We start from the raw sequence: 19,895 nt of genomic DNA, 5'->3' as shown, positions 1-19,895 counted from the left end.
GTTACAAACTCTCGTGGTGTGACGGGCGGTGTGTACAAGGCCCGGGAACGTATTCACCGCGGCGTGCTGATCCGCGATTACTAGCGATTCCGGCTTCATGCAGGCGAGTTGCAGCCTGCAATCCGAACTGAGAGAAGCTTTAAGAGATTAGCTTAGCCTCGCGACTTCGCAACTCGTTGTACTTCCCATTGTAGCACGTGTGTAGCCCAGGTCATAAGGGGCATGATGATTTGACGTCATCCCCACCTTCCTCCGGTTTGTCACCGGCAGTCTTGCTAGAGTGCCCAACTAAATGATGGCAACTAACAATAAGGGTTGCGCTCGTTGCGGGACTTAACCCAACATCTCACGACACGAGCTGACGACAACCATGCACCACCTGTCACTTTGCCCCCGAAGGGGAAGCTCTATCTCTAGAGTGGTCAAAGGATGTCAAGACCTGGTAAGGTTCTTCGCGTTGCTTCGAATTAAACCACATGCTCCACCGCTTGTGCGGGCCCCCGTCAATTCCTTTGAGTTTCAACCTTGCGGTCGTACTCCCCAGGCGGAGTGCTTAATGCGTTAGCTGCAGCACTGAAGGGCGGAAACCCTCCAACACTTAGCACTCATCGTTTACGGCGTGGACTACCAGGGTATCTAATCCTGTTTGCTCCCCACGCTTTCGAGCCTCAGCGTCAGTTACAGACCAGAGAGCCGCCTTCGCCACTGGTGTTCCTCCATATATCTACGCATTTCACCGCTACACATGGAATTCCACTCTCCTCTTCTGCACTCAAGTCTCCCAGTTTCCAATGACCCTCCCCGGTTGAGCCGGGGGCTTTCACATCAGACTTAAGAAACCGCCTGCGCTCGCTTTACGCCCAATAAATCCGGACAACGCTTGCCACCTACGTATTACCGCGGCTGCTGGCACGTAGTTAGCCGTGGCTTTCTGGTTAGATACCGTCAAGGGATGAACAGTTACTCTCATCCTTGTTCTTCTCTAACAACAGAGTTTTACGATCCGAAAACCTTCTTCACTCACGCGGCGTTGCTCGGTCAGACTTTCGTCCATTGCCGAAGATTCCCTACTGCTGCCTCCCGTAGGAGTTTGGGCCGTGTCTCAGTCCCAATGTGGCCGATCACCCTCTCAGGTCGGCTATGCATCGTGGCCTTGGTGAGCCGTTACCTCACCAACTAGCTAATGCACCGCGGGTCCATCCATCAGCGACACCCGAAAGCGCCTTTCAAATCAAAACCATGCGGTTTCGATTGTTATACGGTATTAGCACCTGTTTCCAAGTGTTATCCCCTTCTGATGGGCAGGTTACCCACGTGTTACTCACCCGTTCGCCACTCTTCTTTTTCCGGTGGAGCAAGCTCCGGTGGAAAAAGAAGCGTACGACTTGCATGTATTAGGCACGCCGCCAGCGTTCGTCCTGAGCCAGGATCAAACTCTCATAAAAAGTTCGAACAATCTTGCGATTGTTAAGCTCAATTTGTTTGCTAGCATATTGCTTGCTTGTTAAAAATGTTTGTTGTCTTGAATTGAATCAAGACGCCCTACACATTTGGTTTGTCTTACTTTGTTCAGTTTTCAAAGGTCTACTTCATCGGAAGCGTTTCTCCGATTTGTTTTGGCTGCCGTAGCAACTTTTATATCATATCAGAGTGACAAGCGATTGTCAACTCTTTTTTTAAAAGTTTTTTCGATTTCGTTTTTCGAAATCTTTCAGCAACTCATTTATCATAACTTATCGTTTGTTATTTGTCAAGAACTTTTTTGAAGTTTTTTTCGATAGAATCAAACTTCGCAAGCTGTTCTTTTTTAACGACTCAGTTATCTTATCATGTCATTATCAACATGTCAATAACTTATTTTTTATTATTTTAAGTTATTGGTGTTCTTTTGAACAAATAATAATATATCAACATCACATACGAAAGTCAATAAGAAAATGCTTATTTATCAACATTTCCAGCTTATATGATCGTTAGTTAGTTCTGCTCCTTTTTTGTTCGTCTTTATAACCTTAAAAAACAAAAAATCCTTTTATTTTCAGTTTATCGTTCATGTTTTTGTCCTATTTATGAGAACCAAATCTCTCACCTTCTAAAATTTTCCTTAACAAAGTGCTGCTTTTATCTATTTCTGCTTTTTTTTGCTAGAATAATAGTAACAATATGACTCTGGAGGATTTATTTATGAAAATTTTGATTGCTGACGATGATAAAGAAATCGTTGAATTATTAAGTATCTATGTTCACAATGAAGGCTATGAAGCAGTAAAGGCTTATGATGGGAAAGAAGCATTATCTAAAATCAGAACAATCCCTGATATTGAATTACTTATTTTAGATATCATGATGCCAGAGATGGACGGGATGCAAGTAGTGAAAGAGCTGCGAAAAGAATCTCAAATCCCGATCATTATGCTGACAGCAAAAACTACTGATATGGATAAGATCAAAGGACTGGTGGCTGGTGCAGATGATTATGTAACCAAACCGTTTAATCCATTAGAAGTAATGGCTAGAGTAAAGTCTTTATTACGGCGTACAAAAATGCAGATTGCCCCAGATCAGCCTGATGTATTAGAAGTAAATGCATTAATCATCAATAAAGACTCTCATGAAGTTAAAACAATCGATGGGAAAGAAATCCAGTTAACAGCTTTGGAATTCGGTATCCTCTACTTGCTTGCTAGTCATCCTAATCGAGTATTTAGCGCGGATGAAATTTTTGAGCGTGTTTGGAAACAAGAAAGTATTGTCTCTGCTAAAACTGTCATGGTTCATGTTAGCCATTTAAGAGATAAGATCGAAGAAGCAACTGGTGGTGAAAAAGTCATTCAAACCGTTTGGGGAGTGGGCTATAAAATTGACGCAAGATAGTAAACGAGCAACTGAAAAACGCCGTCGGATCAACTTGACTTCAAAAGAAATCAGCGAATTGTTAGCGGAAGGAATCATCACGATCATCCTTTTACTTCTATTAAATGTTTCTATTTTGGTTGTTATCAGTTCGGTAATCAATAGTTCACCTTCTTTGACGAATGCGATTTGGGATTCAAAGAATATTTTTGCGGAACGATTGAACACTGATTTATTTTGGAACGGTCGAAACTTTATTATTCCCTTTTTCTTTCTATTAGATATCGGTGTTTTGTATTGGCGTTTGATTCGAAGATATCGCCAAATGCAATTACGACATATCATCAGTGAACTTCACTACATCGCAAATGGAAATTATGATCATCGTATCCCTTTTGAACTTAGTGGTGACTTAAGCCGAGTTGTAACAAGTATCAATGGATTGGTAGATAGCACAGTAGCAGCGATTGAAGACGAACGTAAAATCGAGAAATCAAAAGATGAATTGATCACAAATGTTAGTCACGATATCCGTACCCCTCTTACTTCTATCATTGGATATCTAGGATTGATAGAAGATGGTCAGTATCACTCAGAAGAAGATCTTTTAAAGTATACACATACCGCTTATATTAAAGCAAAGCAGATGAAATCTTTAGTGGACGACTTATTTGAATACACTAAGGTACGCCAGCCTGCTGTCCCAGTAAATTTTTCTGCCTTTGATATGATCCAGTTGATCGAACAGTTAGCAGCTGATTTTGAGTTGGAAGCTTCTAAAAAAAATATCCAAATACTTGTGCAGTCAAAAGTAGATTCCCTTATCATGGATGGTGATACAGAAAAACTTGTACGTGTCTTCAATAATCTTTTGACGAATGCGTTGAAATATGGAAAAGGAGCAACGAAGATCGTGATCGAAGTAGAACGTGTCGGTTCAGAAGTTGTTGCAACGGTCAAAAATAATGGAGCAATGATTCCGCAACAGGCAATCGATAATCTATTCGACCGCTTTTATCGTGTAGAAGAATCTCGGTCACAAGCAACTGGAGGAACTGGGCTTGGTTTAGCAATCGCTCAAAGTATTGTGGCTTTACATGGTGGCTACATTTATGCAAAATCAGATAAGCAATGGACTTCTTTCATCATGCACCTTCCAATCAAGAAAAATGAAAAATTACCTATTGATGCACAGGAAGTTATTGACGAAAGCTGAAATATTCGCTATTCTTATTACAATTATTAGAATAAATGAAAAACACAGAACCCAGTACACTTTATTCTTTTTCAGAGAGCTGATGGCAGGTGCAAATCAGCAAAGGATAATTTGGAAGTTCCAGTTCGTTTACGTGCCCTTTCGAAATAAGAAAGGTCGGTTCAACAGCCGTTATGTGTTCAACAAGTGCAGCTTATGCTGAACTTGGGTGGTACCGCGAATTTCAGACTGATTCGTCCCAAGAATAATGGGATGGATCAGTCTTTTTTTATTTTCAAAAAGGAGGAAATCATATGTTAGATGTAAAAATGATGCGACAAAATATCGAAGAAGTACAAGAAAAATTAATGACTCGGGGCGTTAAAAAAGAAACATTAGCTGAATTCATGGAACTAGATGAAAACCGCCGCAAATTACTAGTCAAAAGTGAAGAATTGAAAAAATATCGAAATGACGTTTCTGCTGAGATCGCTCAATTGAAGCGTGCAAAAGAAGATGCTTCTGCTAAAATCGCTGAAATGAAAGAAGTTGGCGGCAACATCAAGGCATTGGATACCGAAATTGCTGAAGTAGATGAAAAATTGAAACAAATCGCCACTACTTTGCCAAACCTTCCCCATGATTCTGTGCCAGTTGGATCAGATGAAGAGGACAATGTAGAAATCCGTCGTTGGAGCGAACCACGTACATTTGCTTTTGAACCAAAACCACACTGGGAAATTGCAGAAAATCTTGATATTTTAGACTTTGAACGTGGCGCAAAAGTAGCCGGTAGCCGTTTTGTATATTATAAAGGGTTGGGCGCTCGATTAGAACGTGCAGTCTACAACTTCATGCTTGATCAGCATATTTACGAACACGGCTATACTGAAATGATTACTCCTTATATCGTCAACAGTAAAGCGATGTTTGGTACAGGACAATTTCCAAAATTCAAAGAAGATGTTTTCCAATTGGAGAATACTGATTTAACATTGATTCCGACAGCTGAAGTCCCATTGACTAACTATTATAATGATGAAATTTTAGATGGTGCGGATTTACCTGTTTATTTCACTGCACTAAGTCCTGCTTTTCGTTCTGAAGCTGGAAGTGCCGGTCGGGATACTCGAGGACTGATCCGTCTTCACCAATTCAATAAAGTAGAAATGGTCAAATTCTCGGATGCAGAACATTCTTACGAAGAATTGGAAAAAATGACAGCTGATGCAGAAGATATCTTGAAAAAACTGCATTTGCCTTATCGTGTAATGGCCTTATCAACTGGAGACATGGGCTTTTCTGCAGCTAAAACTTATGATTTAGAAGTATGGATTCCTGCACAAGATACTTATCGTGAAATCAGTTCTTGTTCTAACTGTGAAGATTTCCAAGCACGCCGCGCCATGATTCGTTATCGCGATAATGATGGAAAAATCCACTATGCTCATACTTTGAATGGTTCAGGACTTGCGGTTGGCCGTACAGTAGCTGCCATTTTGGAAAACTACCAAAACGAAGATGGTTCTGTCACAGTTCCAGAAGCGCTCGTTCCTTATATGGGTAATCTGAAAGTTATTAAATAAAGAGGTTGTGAAAAAGCCGCTTAGTTTCGAGTATTAAGAAAAATTTTGTGAAAATGGCTTTCCACATTTTTGCATAAATTGGACTTAATACCGAGAAACTGGCTTTTGAACACCGTTTACCAAGAGGTCGTGAGCCTGCCGTTCAGCTCCGAGTCACAAGGAACAATTTCAAAAAACAGCTCCTCATGTTTATTGAATATTGTGACTTGTGACCGAGGAGTTGGCAGGAGAACACCGTTTAGTGGAGAGGTTGTGAAAAAGCTGTCCTGCATCAAGTAATAAGAACTGCCAAACAAAAATAGCTCCTCCTATTTTTCGTTTGGTTGGGCTTATTACCGCAGATGCAAGCTTTTGAACATCGTTTAAGAAAGAAGTCGTGAGTCTGCCGTTTCACTCGAAACTACAAGGAGCAATTTCAAAAACCAGCTCTTCATATTTTATAATATGTTGTACTTGTAATTCGGAGTTGGCAAGGGAACACTGTTTATTCAAAAAAAAGGAGTGGTGACACATGTTGTGTCACCACTCTTTTTTAGTATTTTTAAGATTCAACTGAATAGTTTGGTGCTTCTTTCGTGATTTGTACATCATGAGGGTGTGATTCTTTTAATCCGCTGCCGCTCATTTGGATGAATTGCGCTTCATCACGTAATTGCTGTAAATTGGCTGCCCCAACATAACCCATTCCTGAACGCAAACCGCCGATCATTTGGAAAATAATGTCTGCAACACTTCCTTTGTAAGCAACCCGACCTTCGATTCCTTCTGGTACTAATTTATTTGCTTCATTGACACTACCTTGGAAGTAACGGTCTTTTGAACCTTTTTCCATCGCGCCTAATGAACCCATACCTCGGTATGTTTTGAATCGACGTCCTTGGAAGATTTCGAATTCACCTGGTGATTCATCTGTCCCCGCCAACATGCTGCCTAACATAACTGCATGTCCGCCGGCAGCTAATGCTTTGACGATGTCACCAGAGTACTTGATCCCTCCGTCTGCAATAATCGCTTTGCCATATTGACGAGCAACTGATGCTGCATCATAGATAGCTGTGAGCTGAGGTACACCTACACCAGCTACCACACGTGTCGTACAAATCGATCCTGGTCCGATACCGACTTTTACGACATCCACCCCTGCATCATATAAAGCTTTTGTCGCTTCAGCCGTCGCAACGTTCCCAGCAATCAATGTTGCATCTGCAAAAGTTGAACGGATTTCTTGGATTTTTCGGATTACACCTGCACTATGTCCATGAGCTGTATCGATGATGATTGCATCTACCCCTGCTTCTAATAAAGCATTCGCACGCTCGAATGTATCGCTTGTTACACCTACAGCTGCTGCTACAAGCAATCGACCATGTTCATCTTTTGCTGCATTTGGAAATTCGATCACTTTCTCGATATCTTTGATCGTGATCAACCCGCTTAAACGACCTTCGTTATCAACGATTGGTAATTTTTCGATTTTATATTTTTGCAAAATCTTTTCTGCATCTTTTAGAGAGGTACCTACTGGGGCAGTCACTAAGTTGTCTTTTGTCATCACATCAGCAATCGGCATGTGGTAATCTGTTACAAAACGCATGTCACGGTTTGTAATGATCCCTACCAATTTTCTGTTTTCAAGTGTTTCAACGATTGGCACACCACTGATACGGTATTTGCTCATCAATTCTTCTGCATCTGCTACAAGATGCTGTGGCGTTAAGAAGAACGGATCAATGATGACGCCACTTTCAGAACGTTTGACTTTTCTTACTTCATCCGCTTGCTGGCTGATCGTCATGTTTTTATGGATCACACCTAATCCGCCTTGTCTTGCCATAGCGATGGCCATCTTGCTGTCGGTAACGGTATCCATACTTGCACTGATGATTGGAATATTCAACTTAATATTTTTAGCTAATTGTACGCTCATATCCACTTCGTTTGGTAACACGTGACTTTCTGCTGGTATCAATAAGACATCATCAAAAGTAAATCCTTTTTTCGTGAACTTTGTTTCCCAGTTGGACATTTTTAGTACCACTCCTCTAATTTAGTTTATCTATTAAAATAATTGATTTTTTCATTTAAGTCAATGATCTACATGGAATCAAATTAGCTTTCTCATAGAATACCAATATAAATCGCTTACATCTGTGTATATACTAAAAGAGAATGTGACAGAAGTGGTCAGCTGATTGAACACCGTTTAAGGAAGAGGTTGTGAAATCAGCGTTTTGACCTGAGTATTAGAGAAACAAACGGAAAAATAGTTCCTCATGTTTTGCCGTTTGTTGAGCTAATACCGAGGGTCAGCTGATTGAACACCGTTTAGTGGAGAGGTTGTGAAAAAGCTGTCCTGCATCAAGTAATAAGAATGGCCAAACAAAAATAGCTCCTCCTATTTTTCGTTTGGTTGGGCTTATTACCGCAGATGCAAGCTTTTGAACACCGTTTAAGAAAGAGGTCGTAAGCCTGCCGTTCAGCTCCGAGTCACAAGGAGCAATTTCAAAAAACAATTTCTCTTGTTTGTTGAATATTGGGATTTGTGACCGAGGAGTTGGCAGGAGAACACCGTTTATCGTAAAAAGGGACTGCGACAAGACTTTTGTCACAGCCCCTTACTATTATTTAACTATGGATAAACGGAATGAGGTCCTTTACTACCTCTCAATATTTAGTAAAGCTACTGCTCTGCTTTCTGGTTTATCTTCTTGGAACGGATAAACTTCCAATGATCCCATACTTTTTCTTCAAGTAGTAACGGACGGCTAAAGCAGCTGCTCCGATGATGATAACTACTATCGGATCTAATACTGGATTGATAACTGGCGGCAATAGCGTTGTCGCAGAAAACAGCACGACCCAAAGAAGTGTCGTTCCACCTAGGATAAGCAATGTTTTACCCATTCCAGGTTTCTTGCTTCGATCTGCTCCTGGGTATTCATACTGATAGATGTACTTGTACATCATATAAAAGACCCAGCCACCGATTGCAGAACCTAGAACGAGTGTAGAGAATCCATAAGCTGGCGTTGTTCCACGTGAAAACAATCCGGTAATCGCGATCATGATACTTAATAGACCAAGCAGTAGTAATGTATTATCCAACCACATCAATAAAGGGGTCGATGTATTTTGTACTTCTGCTGGTTTGTTGATGATTGCTTCCGTTCTTTCAGAGACTGTCCCGAACAATTGGCGAGCTGTTTTTCCGCCTTTTTGTTCTGCAACTAAAGTAGGCAGAATGTCATGAAGGGCTTTTACTTTTTCTTCTTCAGACAAATTCGCTGCTTCTAAAGATTTTTTCAAATCAAAAATGTACTGTTGATTTCTTTTGGTTAATTTTGTTTCTAAACTATTGTTTTCTTTTACGATTTCTCGTAATTGTTCTGGTTCCATTATCTAATAGTCCTCCTTAGCCGTTCCTTTTCTCAACGGTCGTCACAAAAGACATTCTACCATATTCTACAGCTAGTTTGATAGCCCTTTTACACATTAAAGCGGAATAACATTACATCGCCATCTTGTACGACATAATCTTTTCCTTCTAATCGAACACGCCCAGCTTCTTTTGCTGCATGCATGTTTCCATAATGATCCAAGTCTTCAAAAGAGACAGTTTCCGCACGGATAAATCCGCGTTCGAAATCTGAATGGATGATTCCTGCTGCTTGTGGCGCTTTGATTCCTTTTTTGAATGTCCAAGCACGTACTTCTTGTTCCCCAGCAGTAAAGTAAGTAGCTAAGCCTAACAAATCGTAGGCGGCACGGATCAACTGATCCAAACCTGATTCTTCGATTCCTAAAGCTTCTAGAAATTCCGCTTTGTCTTCTTCATCTAATTCTGCGATTTCTTCTTCTGCACGAGCACTGACCACGATCACTTCTGCATTTTCTTCTGCCGCAAAGTTGCGTACTTCTTGTACATAATGATTCGCATCTGCATCTGCCACATCATCTTCTGACACATTTGCTACGTAAAGAATCGGTTTTGTCGTCAATAAGAATAGTGATTTAACGATTTTTTGTTCTTCTTCTGTGAATTCGATCGTTCGAGCAGATTTTCCTTCTTCCAGTACAGGTTTGATTTTGTCCAATACAGCTAGCTCTGCCACTGCATCTTTATCTTTGGTTTTAGCAACTTTTGCTACACGAGTATAGCGTTTGTTGATCGATTCCAAGTCTGCTAACACTAGTTCCAAGTTGATTGTATCAATATCTTCTAGTGGATCGACGCGTCCTTCTACGTGAGTGATATTATCATCATCAAAACAGCGGACGACGTGACAAATAGCATCTACTTGGCGGATATGGCTTAAGAATTGATTCCCCAAACCTTCTCCTTTACTTGCGCCTTTTACGATCCCAGCAATATCTGTAAATTCAAAAGTCGTCGGAACAGTTTTTTTCGGATGTACAAGTTCTGTTAAGCGTTGCAAACGCCAGTCAGGTACTTCTACCATCCCTACGTTAGGGTCGATCGTCGCAAAGGGATAGTTTGCTGCTTCTGCTCCTGCTTTTGTGATCGCATTAAACAAAGTTGATTTTCCTACGTTGGGCAACCCAACAATTCCAGCAGTCAATGCCATAAATTTATTCACTCTTTCTCTGCATTTTTTTCAATTACTTTTTTTAATTTCTTTTCAAAATCTCGACGGGTCATCATGACGATATGTCCGCAATTCATACATCTGATTTTGATATCTGCGCCCATTCGAATGACTTCCCAACGGTTCGTCTGGCAAGCGTGAGGTTTTTTCATTTCAACGATATCGTGCAAGTCGTACATAAAAATAGCCTCCTTTTTGTTTATTCTTCATCAAATTGAATATTCAAGATATCAAGAATTCGTGTCAAATCTTTTTGAGAAAGGTATTCGATCTCGATCTTACCTTTCCCGTTTTTTTCTTGGATAGCTACGCTCGTACCGAATTTATCCATCAAACGATCTTCGCTTTCTCGGATATAATATGGTTTTTCCTTTGCTAGCCTTGGGATTTTTTTCTTTTCTTTTCCATCGTTTTGATTTAACTCAGAAACGATCTGTTCCAGTTGGCGGACAGTTAAATTTTCAGTTACTGCACGATTGGCTAATTTCAAGATCAATGATTTGTTTTTCAAGCCTAACAGCGTACGAGCTTGTCCCATAGATAAACGTTGATCTTGCACCATTTCCTTAACAAGATCTGGTAAAGAAAGCAAGCGCAAATAATTGGCGATATAAGGTCTGCTCTTTCCTAAACGACTAGCCACTTCTGCTTGTGTCAGTTTCAGATTTTTCATCAGCATTTCATACGCTTCTGCTTCTTCTAATGGATTCAGATCTTCCCGTTGCAGGTTTTCCAACACGGCTACTTGCATCATTGCTTCTTCGTCAAAGTCTCTGACGATAGCAGGGATCGTTTCTTTTTCAGCTAGTTTGGACGCTCGAAAACGTCTTTCCCCTGCGATGATCTCATATCCTTTTACTGCAGAACGGCGTACGATGATTGGTTGGAAGACGCCTGATTGTTCAATAGAATTAGCTAGTTCTTGCAAAGATACTTCTTCAAATGTCTTACGAGGCTGATACGGATTTGGACGCAGCTCATTCAATGGCAACTGGACCACGGTATCATCTTTTACATCCACCGTCTCTAAGTTTTCTAAATCTTGAAACAATGCATCGATTCCTCGACCTAATCCTTTACTTTTCTTCACGACTTACCACTTCCTTTGCCAATGCTTGGTAGACTTCAGCTCCCCGAGAACGTGGATCGTAGTCGATGATCGGTTTTCCATGACTAGGTGCTTCTGATAAACGAATATTTCTTGGGATGATTGTTTCATAGACTTTTTCGCGGAAGTATTTGCGTACTTCTTCTACGACTTCATTTCCCAGATTTGTTCGTGCATCATACATGGTCAGCAAGACACCTTCTATTTCCAATTCTGGATTGAAGTGCTTTTGGACTAAACGAACCGTATTCAGTAATTGGCTTAATCCTTCCAATGCGTAATATTCACACTGAACAGGTATCAAAATCGAATCACTTGCTGTAAATGAATTGATTGTCAAATGGCCAAGAGAAGGCGGACAGTCGATCAAAATATAATCATACTGGCTGCTGACTTCTGCTAAAGATCCTTTTAATCTTGATTCTCTTGCCATCATTGATGTCAATTCGATCTCTGCTCCTGCTAATTGGAGAGTCGCAGGCACAATACTCAAATTTTCATGTTCAGTGATCAACGTCGCCTCATCAATTGGCAATTCATTGACTAGAACGTCATAGATGTCTTTTGTCACATCGGGTTTTCTGATCCCGACACCACTGGTAGCATTTCCTTGTGCATCCATATCCACTAGCAATACTTTTTTGCCAAGGCTGGCAAGACAAGCACCTAGATTTACCGTCGTCGTTGTTTTGCCGACGCCACCTTTTTGGTTCGCAACAGATATTATTTGTGCCATCTCTTCTCCTCCTATTTGATTGGCTGCTTATTAGGCAGACCGGGCTTTCTTGGGTATTTCTTTGGGGTTATTTTCTTTTTTTGAATGACGATAATATGCCGTTGGTCAGAGACATTCGGCAAGGTAACTGCCTCTTCTTTGAGGAATTTACCACCTAATAAAGCAATCGCTTGTTTTGCTTCTGTCAGTTCCTCTTCACTTTTTGCTGCTTTCAATGCATAAAAATAGCCTTCTTGTTTAGCCAAGGGCAAACATAATTCTGCTAACACATTCAAACGAGCAACTGCACGAGCAGTGACAAGGTCAAATGATGCACGAAATTGAGGATTTTGTCCAAATGTTTCTGCCCGGTCATGATATAAAGAAGCATCGATTCCTAATAATCGAGTTAGTTCAGACAAGAAAGTTATTCGTTTATTCAGAGAATCAACAATCGTTATCTGCAATTCGGGAAAGGCAATTTTTAAAGGTATGCTAGGAAACCCTGCCCCTGAACCGACATCGCATAAAGATAAAGGTTGCGTAAAGTCTACTTCAAATGCTAACGTAAGTGAATCGTAAAAATGCTTCAGGTATACGTCTTTTTCATCCGTAATGGCTGTAAGATTCATTTTTTCGTTCCATTCGACTAATGTCCGATAATAGATAGCAAATTGTTCCATTTGATGATTGGTAAGCTCTATCCCTTTTTCTGCCAAAGATTGGCGAAATTCTTCTGGTATCATAATTATTCCTTTCATTGTGAAACAGCAATTGTTTCACAGATTCTCTCCCTACTTTAACGCAAAATTCCAAGACATGCAATCCTTCCATATGGATTCTTAAAAATTTGAAAAGTAAGAAAAGCCGATAGATTTTTTCTTTCTATTATGACACTCATAAAATATACATAGAAGAGAGAACTAGCTTTGAGCAATTTCTGCAAAAACTGGTTCTCTCTTCTATTTATTATTACGTATTACGCTGGTTCACTGACTTTCGCAATCTTCCCTTGTTCGATATAGACCATTAAGATGCTTAGATCTGCAGGATTTACTCCGCTGATCCGGCTAGCTTGGGCAATCGTTTCTGGTTGGATTTTCTGCAATTTTTGTTTTGCTTCTGTTGCTAATCCGTTGATTGCTGCGTAGTCGATGTTTTCTGGAATCTTTTTCGCTTCCATGCGTTTTAATTTTTCTACTTTTTCCATGGCTTTTTTGATGTAGCCTTCATATTTGATTTGGATTTCTACTTGTTCGATTTCTTTTCGTGTTAATTCTTCATTCTCTGGAATAAACCGTAGAAGATCTGCATAAGTAATCTCAGGGCGTCTTAAAAAGTCGCTTGCTAGTACGCCATCTTTTAGAGGTGCCGCATTAATCGTCGCTAAAAAGGCTTGAACTTCTTCTGTTGGTTTGATCCGTACATTCATTAAACGTTTGATTTCTTGTTCAACTGCTTCTTTTTTCTTTAAATAAGCCTTGTATTGGTCTTCTTTTACTAAGCCCACACGGTGACCCATTTCTGTCAATCGCAAATCTGCATTATCATGACGTAAAAGCAGACGGTATTCAGCACGTGAAGTCAGCAAACGGTAAGGTTCGTTCGTTCCTTTTGTCACCAAATCATCGATCATGACACCGATGTAACCATCACTTCGTTTGATCACTAAAGGCTCTTTTCCTTGAACTTTCAAAGCTGCATTGATACCGGCAATCAGCCCCTGTCCAGCCGCTTCTTCATACCCGCTTGTACCATTTGTTTGTCCAGCTGTATAAAGATTTTCAACGACTTTAGTTTCTAATGTCGGACGGAGTTGGTGTGGTTCTACTACGTCATATTCGATAGCATATCCTGTACGCATCATTTCTACTTTTTCCAAACCGGCGATGGAATGAAGCATGTCGACTTGGACATCTTCTGGTAACGAAGTGGATAACCCTTGAACATAGACTTCTTCCGTATTTAAGCCTTCTGGTTCCAAAAATAGTTGATGACGTGGTTTGTCTGCAAAACGCACGATCTTATCTTCGATGGATGGACAATAGCGAGCACCTACCCCTTCAACGATCCCTGTAAACATTGGGGCACGATGTAAGTTGTCTCGAATGATTTGGTGAGTCGTCTCACCTGTATAGGTCAGCCAGCAAGATTCCTGATCTAGTTTATAGGCACTATCTGGTGTGCCGAAACTAAAATGATTCGGCTCTTTGTCACCAGGTTGTTCTTCTGTAACAGAATAATCGATCGTACTTGATTTTACTCGAGGCGGTGTTCCTGTTTTGAACCGTTCGATAGCAAAGCCAAGTTCTTTTAGATGATTCGCTAGTCCAATAGAAGGTTGAGAGTTATTCGGACCTGATGAATATTTCAATTCACCGATAATGATTTCTCCGCGAAGTGCTGTTCCGGCTGTAATAACAACTGCTTTTGCCCGATAGCTCGCTCCTGTGGAAGTCACTACACCATGACAAACACCATCTTCGACGATCAGTTCTTCGACGATTCCTTGTCTTAGCGTCAGATTTGGTTCTTTTTCGATCGTATGTTTCATTTCTGTTGAATAAGCATGTTTGTCTGCTTGTGCTCGCAATGCTCGGACAGCTGGACCTTTTCCTGTGTTCAACATACGCATTTGGATATAAGTTTTGTCGATATTCTTACCCATTTCTCCACCTAGCGCATCGATTTCTCGAACAACAACGCCTTTAGCTGGTCCGCCTACAGAAGGATTACATGGCATGAATGCTACCATATCCAAATTTATTGTCAGTAATAACGTTTTTGAGCCCATACGTGCAGCAGCAAGTGCAGCTTCTGAACCGGCATGTCCTGCGCCGACAACGATTACGTCATACGCATCTGCTTCATAATGTTTCAATCGTTTGTTCCTCCTTTTATTTTCCTAAACAAAATTGACTGAATAATTGAGTGATCAATTCATCTTGTACACTGTCGCCAACCACTTCTCCTAGATAGTCCCAGCAACGCGTCATATCGATTTGAACGAGATCCACAGGCATTCCTGCATCAATACCTGCAATGACTTCTTCAAGTGACAGGGAAGCTTTTTCTAACAATGCGATATGGCGGGTATTGGAAACATAAGTAGCGTCTCTTTCTCCTGTTTCTCCGCTGAAGAATAAATCAGAAATAGCTGATTCCAAACGATCTAGTCCGTCGTTTTTAGCTACGGAAATTGAAAAAACTGGTTCATTTTCGATCCATTTGTTCAATTTTTCTTGTTCCAACTGTGCTGGCAAATCTGTTTTATTTAGAAGAATGATCCGTTTCAATCCACTTGTCGCTTCCAGTAATTGTTCATCTTCTGCTGTCAGTGGTTCGCTTTGGTTTAGAACAAGTAAGATCAAGTCTGCTTCTGCTAATGCTTTACGGCTTCTTTCGACCCCGATACGTTCCACCACATCTTCTGTTTCCCGAATTCCAGCTGTATCGATTAACTTGAGCGGTACCCCCCGAACATTGACATACTCTTCGATTACATCTCGAGTCGTTCCTGCAATGTCCGTAACGATGGCTTTTTCTTCTCTTAACAAATGGTTCAACAAACTTGATTTGCCGACATTGGGCCGACCGATGATCGCCGTACTTAACCCTTCCCGCAGAACCTTTCCTTGCTTGGACGTAGCAAGCAGTGCTTGGATTCTTTGTTGGATCATCTGTGCTTTTTCAAGCAATAACTTCGTAGTCAATTCTTCGACGTCGTCATATTCCGGATAATCAATATTTACTTCTACTTGTGCTAATGTCTCTAAAATCTCTTGTCTCAATGAGCGGATCAAAGCAGACAGATTGCCGTCTAACTGATTAAGGGCTAACCCCATTGCTTTGTCTGTTTTTGCCCGAATCAAATCCATCACAGCTTCTGCCTGTGAAAGATCAACACGACCATTCAAGAATGCCCGTTTTGTGAATTCGCCTGGCTCAGCTAATCTTGCCCCTTCTCTTAACAATAACTGCAAAATTTGATTGACTACGACGATCCCGCCGTGACAATTGATTTCTACTACATCTTCCCGCGTAAATGTCTTTGGTGCTCTCATCACAGAGACCATGACTTCATCGACTAGCTGATCGCTCTTAGGATCAACGATATGTCCATAATGAATCGTATGGCTTGGTACTTCTGATAGTCGTTTATTCCCAGAATGATAAACTTTATCTGCTAGTTGCACAGCTTGATCGCCACTTAAACGAACGATACTGATTGCCCCTTCTCCAGGCGGGGTAGAAATTGCCGCAATCGTATCAAATTCTAAAGTAATTTCAGCCATTTTTTCACTTCCTTTTTCATTTTGCGCACAAAAAAAGTGCCCACTCCACCCTTTATGCATAATAAACGGTGAACTTCGCACTTTGACTGCTTGTTCTTGATTAAATTCTGGTCATAGGTTATCACACTTGCCATAAGGAATCAAGTGTTTAAAACAAGTTATATGAAGTTGTACCTCACCTGATTCCATTACCTTACATTTAATTGACTTTGGATGTCTCTTTGTGCTCTTTGATTTATTTTTGAATTGGAATCAATAATGTTTTTACGCAGTGTGGCTACTTTTTTTTGATCAAATCGATCACACCTGCTTCTTATCGCTTTGATTTCCGATCCTGTTATGTGACGGGATTCAGGGACTACTTCTTTCCGAGGAACAAATGGGATTGTCCAAATTGCATTGTTATATTTATCACCCCAAAATACTTTATAGACTTTTTTATTCTCCAGTGGAAGCTGTTCTCGCTCTTTTTTTCTATCCAAATAATGATTATAGGCTTTTGAAATAAAATTTCTCACTTCTTCTTTACCATATCCCGATTTTTCCAAGTGCATGATCATTAGTTCATTCATTACATAATTGAATTTTTCTGTCGATAACGTTTTGTATTTCGTTTGCCAAAAGTTTCTGTCGTGGATAGTGACTTCTTTTCTGGTTCCCAAAATATATTTTAAAGAAGCATTCATATTATTTATTTCACAGTTTCCTTGAACATACTGAGTGGTAGCAATATGAGCCGTACTATATTCTTTTTCTGTGCAGTTACTTAGTTTGTTTAAAATGTGATAAGTTCTTTTAGCTGTAGCGAATGGATTGATTTTTTCTTTAAAGGTAAGGTGCTGCCTTCCTATCCTAAGCACTTCTTCCAATCCTTTCTTCTCTACTCCTTCATAGACATAAATTGAGGTGATTTTCAGGGTCTCTTGATCGAACCACAGCTTTTCTTGAATCTTTTTTTTCAATGCCCTTTTATCAGGATAGTGCATTCTTATTTGTGCTTTATCATAAACTTCTACGTTCAGACGATCTTGCTCTTTTTTTATGATGAAAGTGACGCCATGACCATTTTTGAACCATGAATACCATTTTTCTTTATAAAACATCGAAACTGGTACAACTAAAAAACTATCTTTATGATTATTCTCTAGCTCATTGATGTAATTTTTAAATAATTTTGTATGGATTGAACCATAAATACTTTTTTGAATGGATTCTTTGATTTTGTTGATGTCCCGACCTTCGAATTCATCTGGGTAAACATTGAGAATTTGTTGGTAAACGGTCATAAATTCAATTGTCGGGCTTGTACTGGGTTTCGTCTTAAAAAAAATATCATTTCCGATCATGTTCCAATTTTGTAAAAGCACACTGCACATTTCTGACACATATTTTTCGCTATTTATGTACTTTTCTCTTTTTTTATCCGCCGATTGAATCAACTTTTCTACTTGTGCTGCATCTAAAAGATCCATCTTTAAACGTTCCTTTCTTTTCTCTCTACCAAATGAACAATACTGTAGGAGCAAGAATTTATCTTTCTTCAAAAAAGGGAGACTAAATAAATATAATAGCGCTATCTTAACATTTCTTTTAAAAAGAAAAATGACCTATTTATCAAACTTCTCTTATAACACCACGTTCTTGTTGTCTTCTTTGTCGTTCAACCACCGTACTAAACGAGGGAGCTGATATTCTTCGGATAATATTGTGTAGTTGTTGTTGCCTAGATTCCGTACACTTTATTTTGACAGAGCAAATTTCAACAGGCGTTAAATGATAACAACTTTTCTGTTTATTTTCGCTAGAAGGCAGTCCATAAGAAAAACAAAGCGTATGGTCGATGGATTTTCTAATTTCAGTGGGGATAGTCCAATGATTATTCTTATTGATTCCTCCCCATTCTGATTTATGTGCTATTTTATCAATCACATCAAGAGTTGATCGCTGACTTTTGGCTTCTTTATAGACTTCAAAAGCATTTCTAATGAAATTTTCTGTCGCTTGCCCATAGCCTATTTTTTTCAAATGTGTGAACATCAGCTCATTTATTGTGTGATTTAATCGTTCAGTAGTCAACGTTTTATATTTCGTTTGAAAGAATTTTTTACCGTCGATCATAATTTCTGTTTTTGTTCCCAGCACATATTTTAATGCCGCATTCATATTTTTGATTTCACTGTTACTTTTTACATATTGAATCGTTCCTACATGAGAGGTATATCCTTCTATTTTTGCACACTTACTTAATTTATTGTAAATATAATAATTCTTCTTATATTTGGGAAAAGGATCTGCTTTTTCCCGCCAATTGTGATGATTCCTTCCTACACGTAAAACGTCAACCAGTGATTGGACATCATTCAGTTCATATCTATATCTGTATATAGGAGTTAATTTTGCTAGTTCTTCCTTTACCCATGAATTTTTATGAACACTTCTTTTCTTCGCATGTTTATCTGGACGAATCGCTCTTATTTGCACTCTATCATAAATCTGCACGTTTATCTGATTGTTTTGTTTTTGTATAATAACTGTAGCGTCATATTTTCCTGTTAAATCGGCAGATTGATAACTTGGAAAGTAAAATGAAACGGGTACTACTAAAAAGCTGTCTTGATTATTATTTTTCAATTCATTGATATAGTTACTGAACAACTCGGTATGGATAGAACCGTAAATACTTTTTTGAATGGATTCTTTGATTTTTTTGATGTCGCGTCCTTCAAATTCTTCAGGATGAATATCGAGAATTTGCTGATAAATTGCCATAAATTCAATGGTTGGAGTTGTACGAGGCTTTTCTATTAAAAAAGTATCATTGTCGCGCATATTCCAATTTTGCAAAAGAAGACTGCACATATCCCGCGCATAGATATCACTTTTTAAATAACGATTTCGCTTCCGATTGGCTGATTGGATCAAATCTGCTACTTGTTTTTCAGTCAATGTACTCATTCTATATACCTTTCCTTCCATCATTAATTAAAACAACTTTTAAGACTACGAAATACCCAGTTAATTATAACATCTGTGGTTTCTGTACATTTTCTAGCTTTTTCAAAATAAAGAAATAATTGTTTCTCTTCTATTCATGCTTTTTCTTTCCTCATAAAAACGGTAAACTAGAATGGGAGCGCTATCTAAAATATTTGTTTTTGAAAGGAGAAAAGGAGTGAGCCAGTTCAACTCTGATGCATTGAAAGAAGAAAGTGATCCTCGGATCAACGATGTTGTTTTATCTACAGGAAATATCAATCAAAAATATATCGTCCGCGATATCGTTTTTGTTGTGGAATGCTTAGAAGCAGATTTGTTTGACCCAGCTTTTCCCAAAGAGGATCTTTTCTTGACAACGAAGAGGAAATTAAAGATGAAGGTTCTTGAATATGGTGCCAACGCGGTGATCAACTGTCATTTTGAGTATCAGCAAAGAAATAGGGATGGAAAGTATTTTCTGGAACTTTTTGCTTATGGGACAGTGATCCAATTTATCCAAACGACGATTGGTTAAATGAAATAGGCACAAAAAAAGCGGA

Annotated in this window: 15 protein-coding genes, 1 rRNA gene and 1 other annotated feature; of the genes, 4 read left to right on the top strand and 12 right to left on the bottom strand. The window is 39.5% G+C overall.

What is annotated here, in order from left to right; all coding sequences use genetic code 11:
• Positions 1–1,445 (bottom strand): 16S ribosomal RNA (locus tag A5816_RS11080).
• A 739-nt stretch (positions 1,446–2,184) separates the two neighbouring features.
• Between A5816_RS11080 and A5816_RS11070 the strand changes: the two genes are divergently transcribed.
• The 3 genes from A5816_RS11070 (at position 2,185) to serS (ending at position 5,634) form a co-directional block, all read left to right on the top strand.
• The gene (locus A5816_RS11070; RefSeq protein WP_002295268.1) at positions 2,185–2,874 is read left to right on the top strand and encodes a response regulator transcription factor; all 690 of its coding nucleotides are present in this window, start codon (positions 2,185–2,187) and stop codon (positions 2,872–2,874) included.
• Positions 2,861–4,069 carry a cell wall metabolism sensor histidine kinase WalK gene (locus A5816_RS11065; RefSeq protein WP_002309915.1) on the top strand — a complete coding sequence of 403 codons (1,209 nt, stop codon included), beginning with the start codon at positions 2,861–2,863 and terminating at the stop codon, positions 4,067–4,069. The genes A5816_RS11070 and A5816_RS11065 overlap by 14 nt, the downstream gene beginning before the upstream one ends.
• A gap of 38 nt (positions 4,070–4,107) precedes the next feature.
• Positions 4,108–4,313, top strand: a binding site (T-box leader).
• A 49-nt stretch (positions 4,314–4,362) separates the two neighbouring features.
• Entirely contained in the window at positions 4,363–5,634 is a 1,272-nt protein-coding gene (serS, locus tag A5816_RS11060) for a serine--tRNA ligase (RefSeq protein ID WP_002315470.1), read from the top strand.
• A gap of 541 nt (positions 5,635–6,175) precedes the next feature.
• Here the strand turns inward: serS and guaB are convergent.
• The 11 genes from guaB to A5816_RS10990 all read right to left on the bottom strand — a co-directional run bounded on the left by guaB (position 6,176) and on the right by A5816_RS10990 (position 19,314).
• Positions 6,176–7,660 (bottom strand): IMP dehydrogenase, encoded by a 1,485-nt coding sequence (guaB, locus tag A5816_RS11050; RefSeq protein ID WP_086311334.1) that lies wholly within the window; start codon positions 7,658–7,660, stop codon positions 6,176–6,178.
• Between the two features lie 674 nt (positions 7,661–8,334).
• Positions 8,335–9,030: a DUF1129 domain-containing protein gene (locus A5816_RS11035; protein ID WP_002309913.1), complete on the bottom strand. Its 696-nt coding sequence runs from the start codon at positions 9,028–9,030 to the stop codon at positions 8,335–8,337.
• Between the two features lie 89 nt (positions 9,031–9,119).
• Complete coding sequence (ychF, locus tag A5816_RS11030; RefSeq protein ID WP_002293105.1) at positions 9,120–10,220, bottom strand: redox-regulated ATPase YchF; 1,101 nt, start codon at positions 10,218–10,220, stop codon at positions 9,120–9,122.
• A gap of 8 nt (positions 10,221–10,228) precedes the next feature.
• Entirely contained in the window at positions 10,229–10,420 is a 192-nt protein-coding gene (locus tag A5816_RS11025; RefSeq protein WP_002293106.1) for a DUF951 domain-containing protein, read from the bottom strand.
• Between the two features lie 20 nt (positions 10,421–10,440).
• A complete protein-coding gene (locus tag A5816_RS11020; RefSeq protein ID WP_002293107.1) occupies positions 10,441–11,331 on the bottom strand; it encodes a ParB/RepB/Spo0J family partition protein in 891 nt (296 codons plus the stop codon).
• Entirely contained in the window at positions 11,318–12,085 is a 768-nt protein-coding gene (locus tag A5816_RS11015) for a ParA family protein (RefSeq protein WP_002293108.1), read from the bottom strand. The genes A5816_RS11020 and A5816_RS11015 overlap by 14 nt, the downstream gene beginning before the upstream one ends.
• An 11-nt stretch (positions 12,086–12,096) precedes the next feature.
• Positions 12,097–12,810 (bottom strand): 16S rRNA (guanine(527)-N(7))-methyltransferase RsmG, encoded by a 714-nt coding sequence (rsmG, locus tag A5816_RS11010; protein WP_086311331.1) that lies wholly within the window; start codon positions 12,808–12,810, stop codon positions 12,097–12,099.
• 233 nt (positions 12,811–13,043) lie between these two features.
• Positions 13,044–14,945 (bottom strand): tRNA uridine-5-carboxymethylaminomethyl(34) synthesis enzyme MnmG, encoded by a 1,902-nt coding sequence (gene mnmG, locus A5816_RS11005; protein ID WP_086311330.1) that lies wholly within the window; start codon positions 14,943–14,945, stop codon positions 13,044–13,046.
• A gap of 16 nt (positions 14,946–14,961) precedes the next feature.
• Positions 14,962–16,359, bottom strand: coding sequence for a tRNA uridine-5-carboxymethylaminomethyl(34) synthesis GTPase MnmE (gene mnmE / locus A5816_RS11000; RefSeq protein ID WP_002315472.1), 1,398 nt, complete (start codon positions 16,357–16,359; stop codon positions 14,962–14,964).
• 188 nt (positions 16,360–16,547) lie between these two features.
• Positions 16,548–17,831: a hypothetical protein gene (locus A5816_RS10995; RefSeq protein ID WP_086311329.1), complete on the bottom strand. Its 1,284-nt coding sequence runs from the start codon at positions 17,829–17,831 to the stop codon at positions 16,548–16,550.
• A 142-nt stretch (positions 17,832–17,973) separates the two neighbouring features.
• Positions 17,974–19,314 carry a hypothetical protein gene (locus A5816_RS10990; RefSeq protein ID WP_086311328.1) on the bottom strand — a complete coding sequence of 447 codons (1,341 nt, stop codon included), beginning with the start codon at positions 19,312–19,314 and terminating at the stop codon, positions 17,974–17,976.
• Between the two features lie 172 nt (positions 19,315–19,486).
• Here A5816_RS10990 and A5816_RS10985 point away from each other — a divergent pair, with 172 nt between their 5' ends.
• Positions 19,487–19,870: a hypothetical protein gene (locus tag A5816_RS10985; protein WP_179189716.1), complete on the top strand. Its 384-nt coding sequence runs from the start codon at positions 19,487–19,489 to the stop codon at positions 19,868–19,870.
• The last annotated feature ends 25 nt before the right edge of the window (positions 19,871–19,895 follow it).

The sequence above is a fragment of the Enterococcus sp. 3G1_DIV0629 genome (assembly GCF_002141285.1).
GTDB classification, from domain to species: Bacteria; Bacillota; Bacilli; order Lactobacillales; family Enterococcaceae; genus Enterococcus_B; species Enterococcus_B lactis.
This window is presented reverse-complemented; position numbering and strand designations above follow the sequence as displayed.

What these genes read in the sequence shown, in the direction of transcription:
- A5816_RS10990 (WP_086311328.1), bottom strand. Translation starts at nt 19,314, where the DNA reads ATGAGTACATTGACTGAAAAACAAGTAGCAGATTTGATCCAATCAGCC.
- serS (WP_002315470.1), top strand. Translation starts at nt 4,363, where the DNA reads ATGTTAGATGTAAAAATGATGCGACAAAATATCGAAGAAGTACAAGAA.
- A5816_RS11070 (WP_002295268.1), top strand. Translation starts at nt 2,185, where the DNA reads ATGAAAATTTTGATTGCTGACGATGATAAAGAAATCGTTGAATTATTA.
- A5816_RS11025 (WP_002293106.1), bottom strand. Translation starts at nt 10,420, where the DNA reads ATGTACGACTTGCACGATATCGTTGAAATGAAAAAACCTCACGCTTGC.
- ychF (WP_002293105.1), bottom strand. Translation starts at nt 10,220, where the DNA reads ATGGCATTGACTGCTGGAATTGTTGGGTTGCCCAACGTAGGAAAATCA.
- mnmE (WP_002315472.1), bottom strand. Translation starts at nt 16,359, where the DNA reads ATGGCTGAAATTACTTTAGAATTTGATACGATTGCGGCAATTTCTACC.
- A5816_RS10985 (WP_179189716.1), top strand. Translation starts at nt 19,487, where the DNA reads ATGGGAGCGCTATCTAAAATATTTGTTTTTGAAAGGAGAAAAGGAGTG.
- guaB (WP_086311334.1), bottom strand. Translation starts at nt 7,660, where the DNA reads ATGTCCAACTGGGAAACAAAGTTCACGAAAAAAGGATTTACTTTTGAT.
- A5816_RS11035 (WP_002309913.1), bottom strand. Translation starts at nt 9,030, where the DNA reads ATGGAACCAGAACAATTACGAGAAATCGTAAAAGAAAACAATAGTTTA.
- A5816_RS10995 (WP_086311329.1), bottom strand. Translation starts at nt 17,831, where the DNA reads ATGGATCTTTTAGATGCAGCACAAGTAGAAAAGTTGATTCAATCGGCG.
- A5816_RS11015 (WP_002293108.1), bottom strand. Translation starts at nt 12,085, where the DNA reads ATGGCACAAATAATATCTGTTGCGAACCAAAAAGGTGGCGTCGGCAAA.
- rsmG (WP_086311331.1), bottom strand. Translation starts at nt 12,810, where the DNA reads ATGATACCAGAAGAATTTCGCCAATCTTTGGCAGAAAAAGGGATAGAG.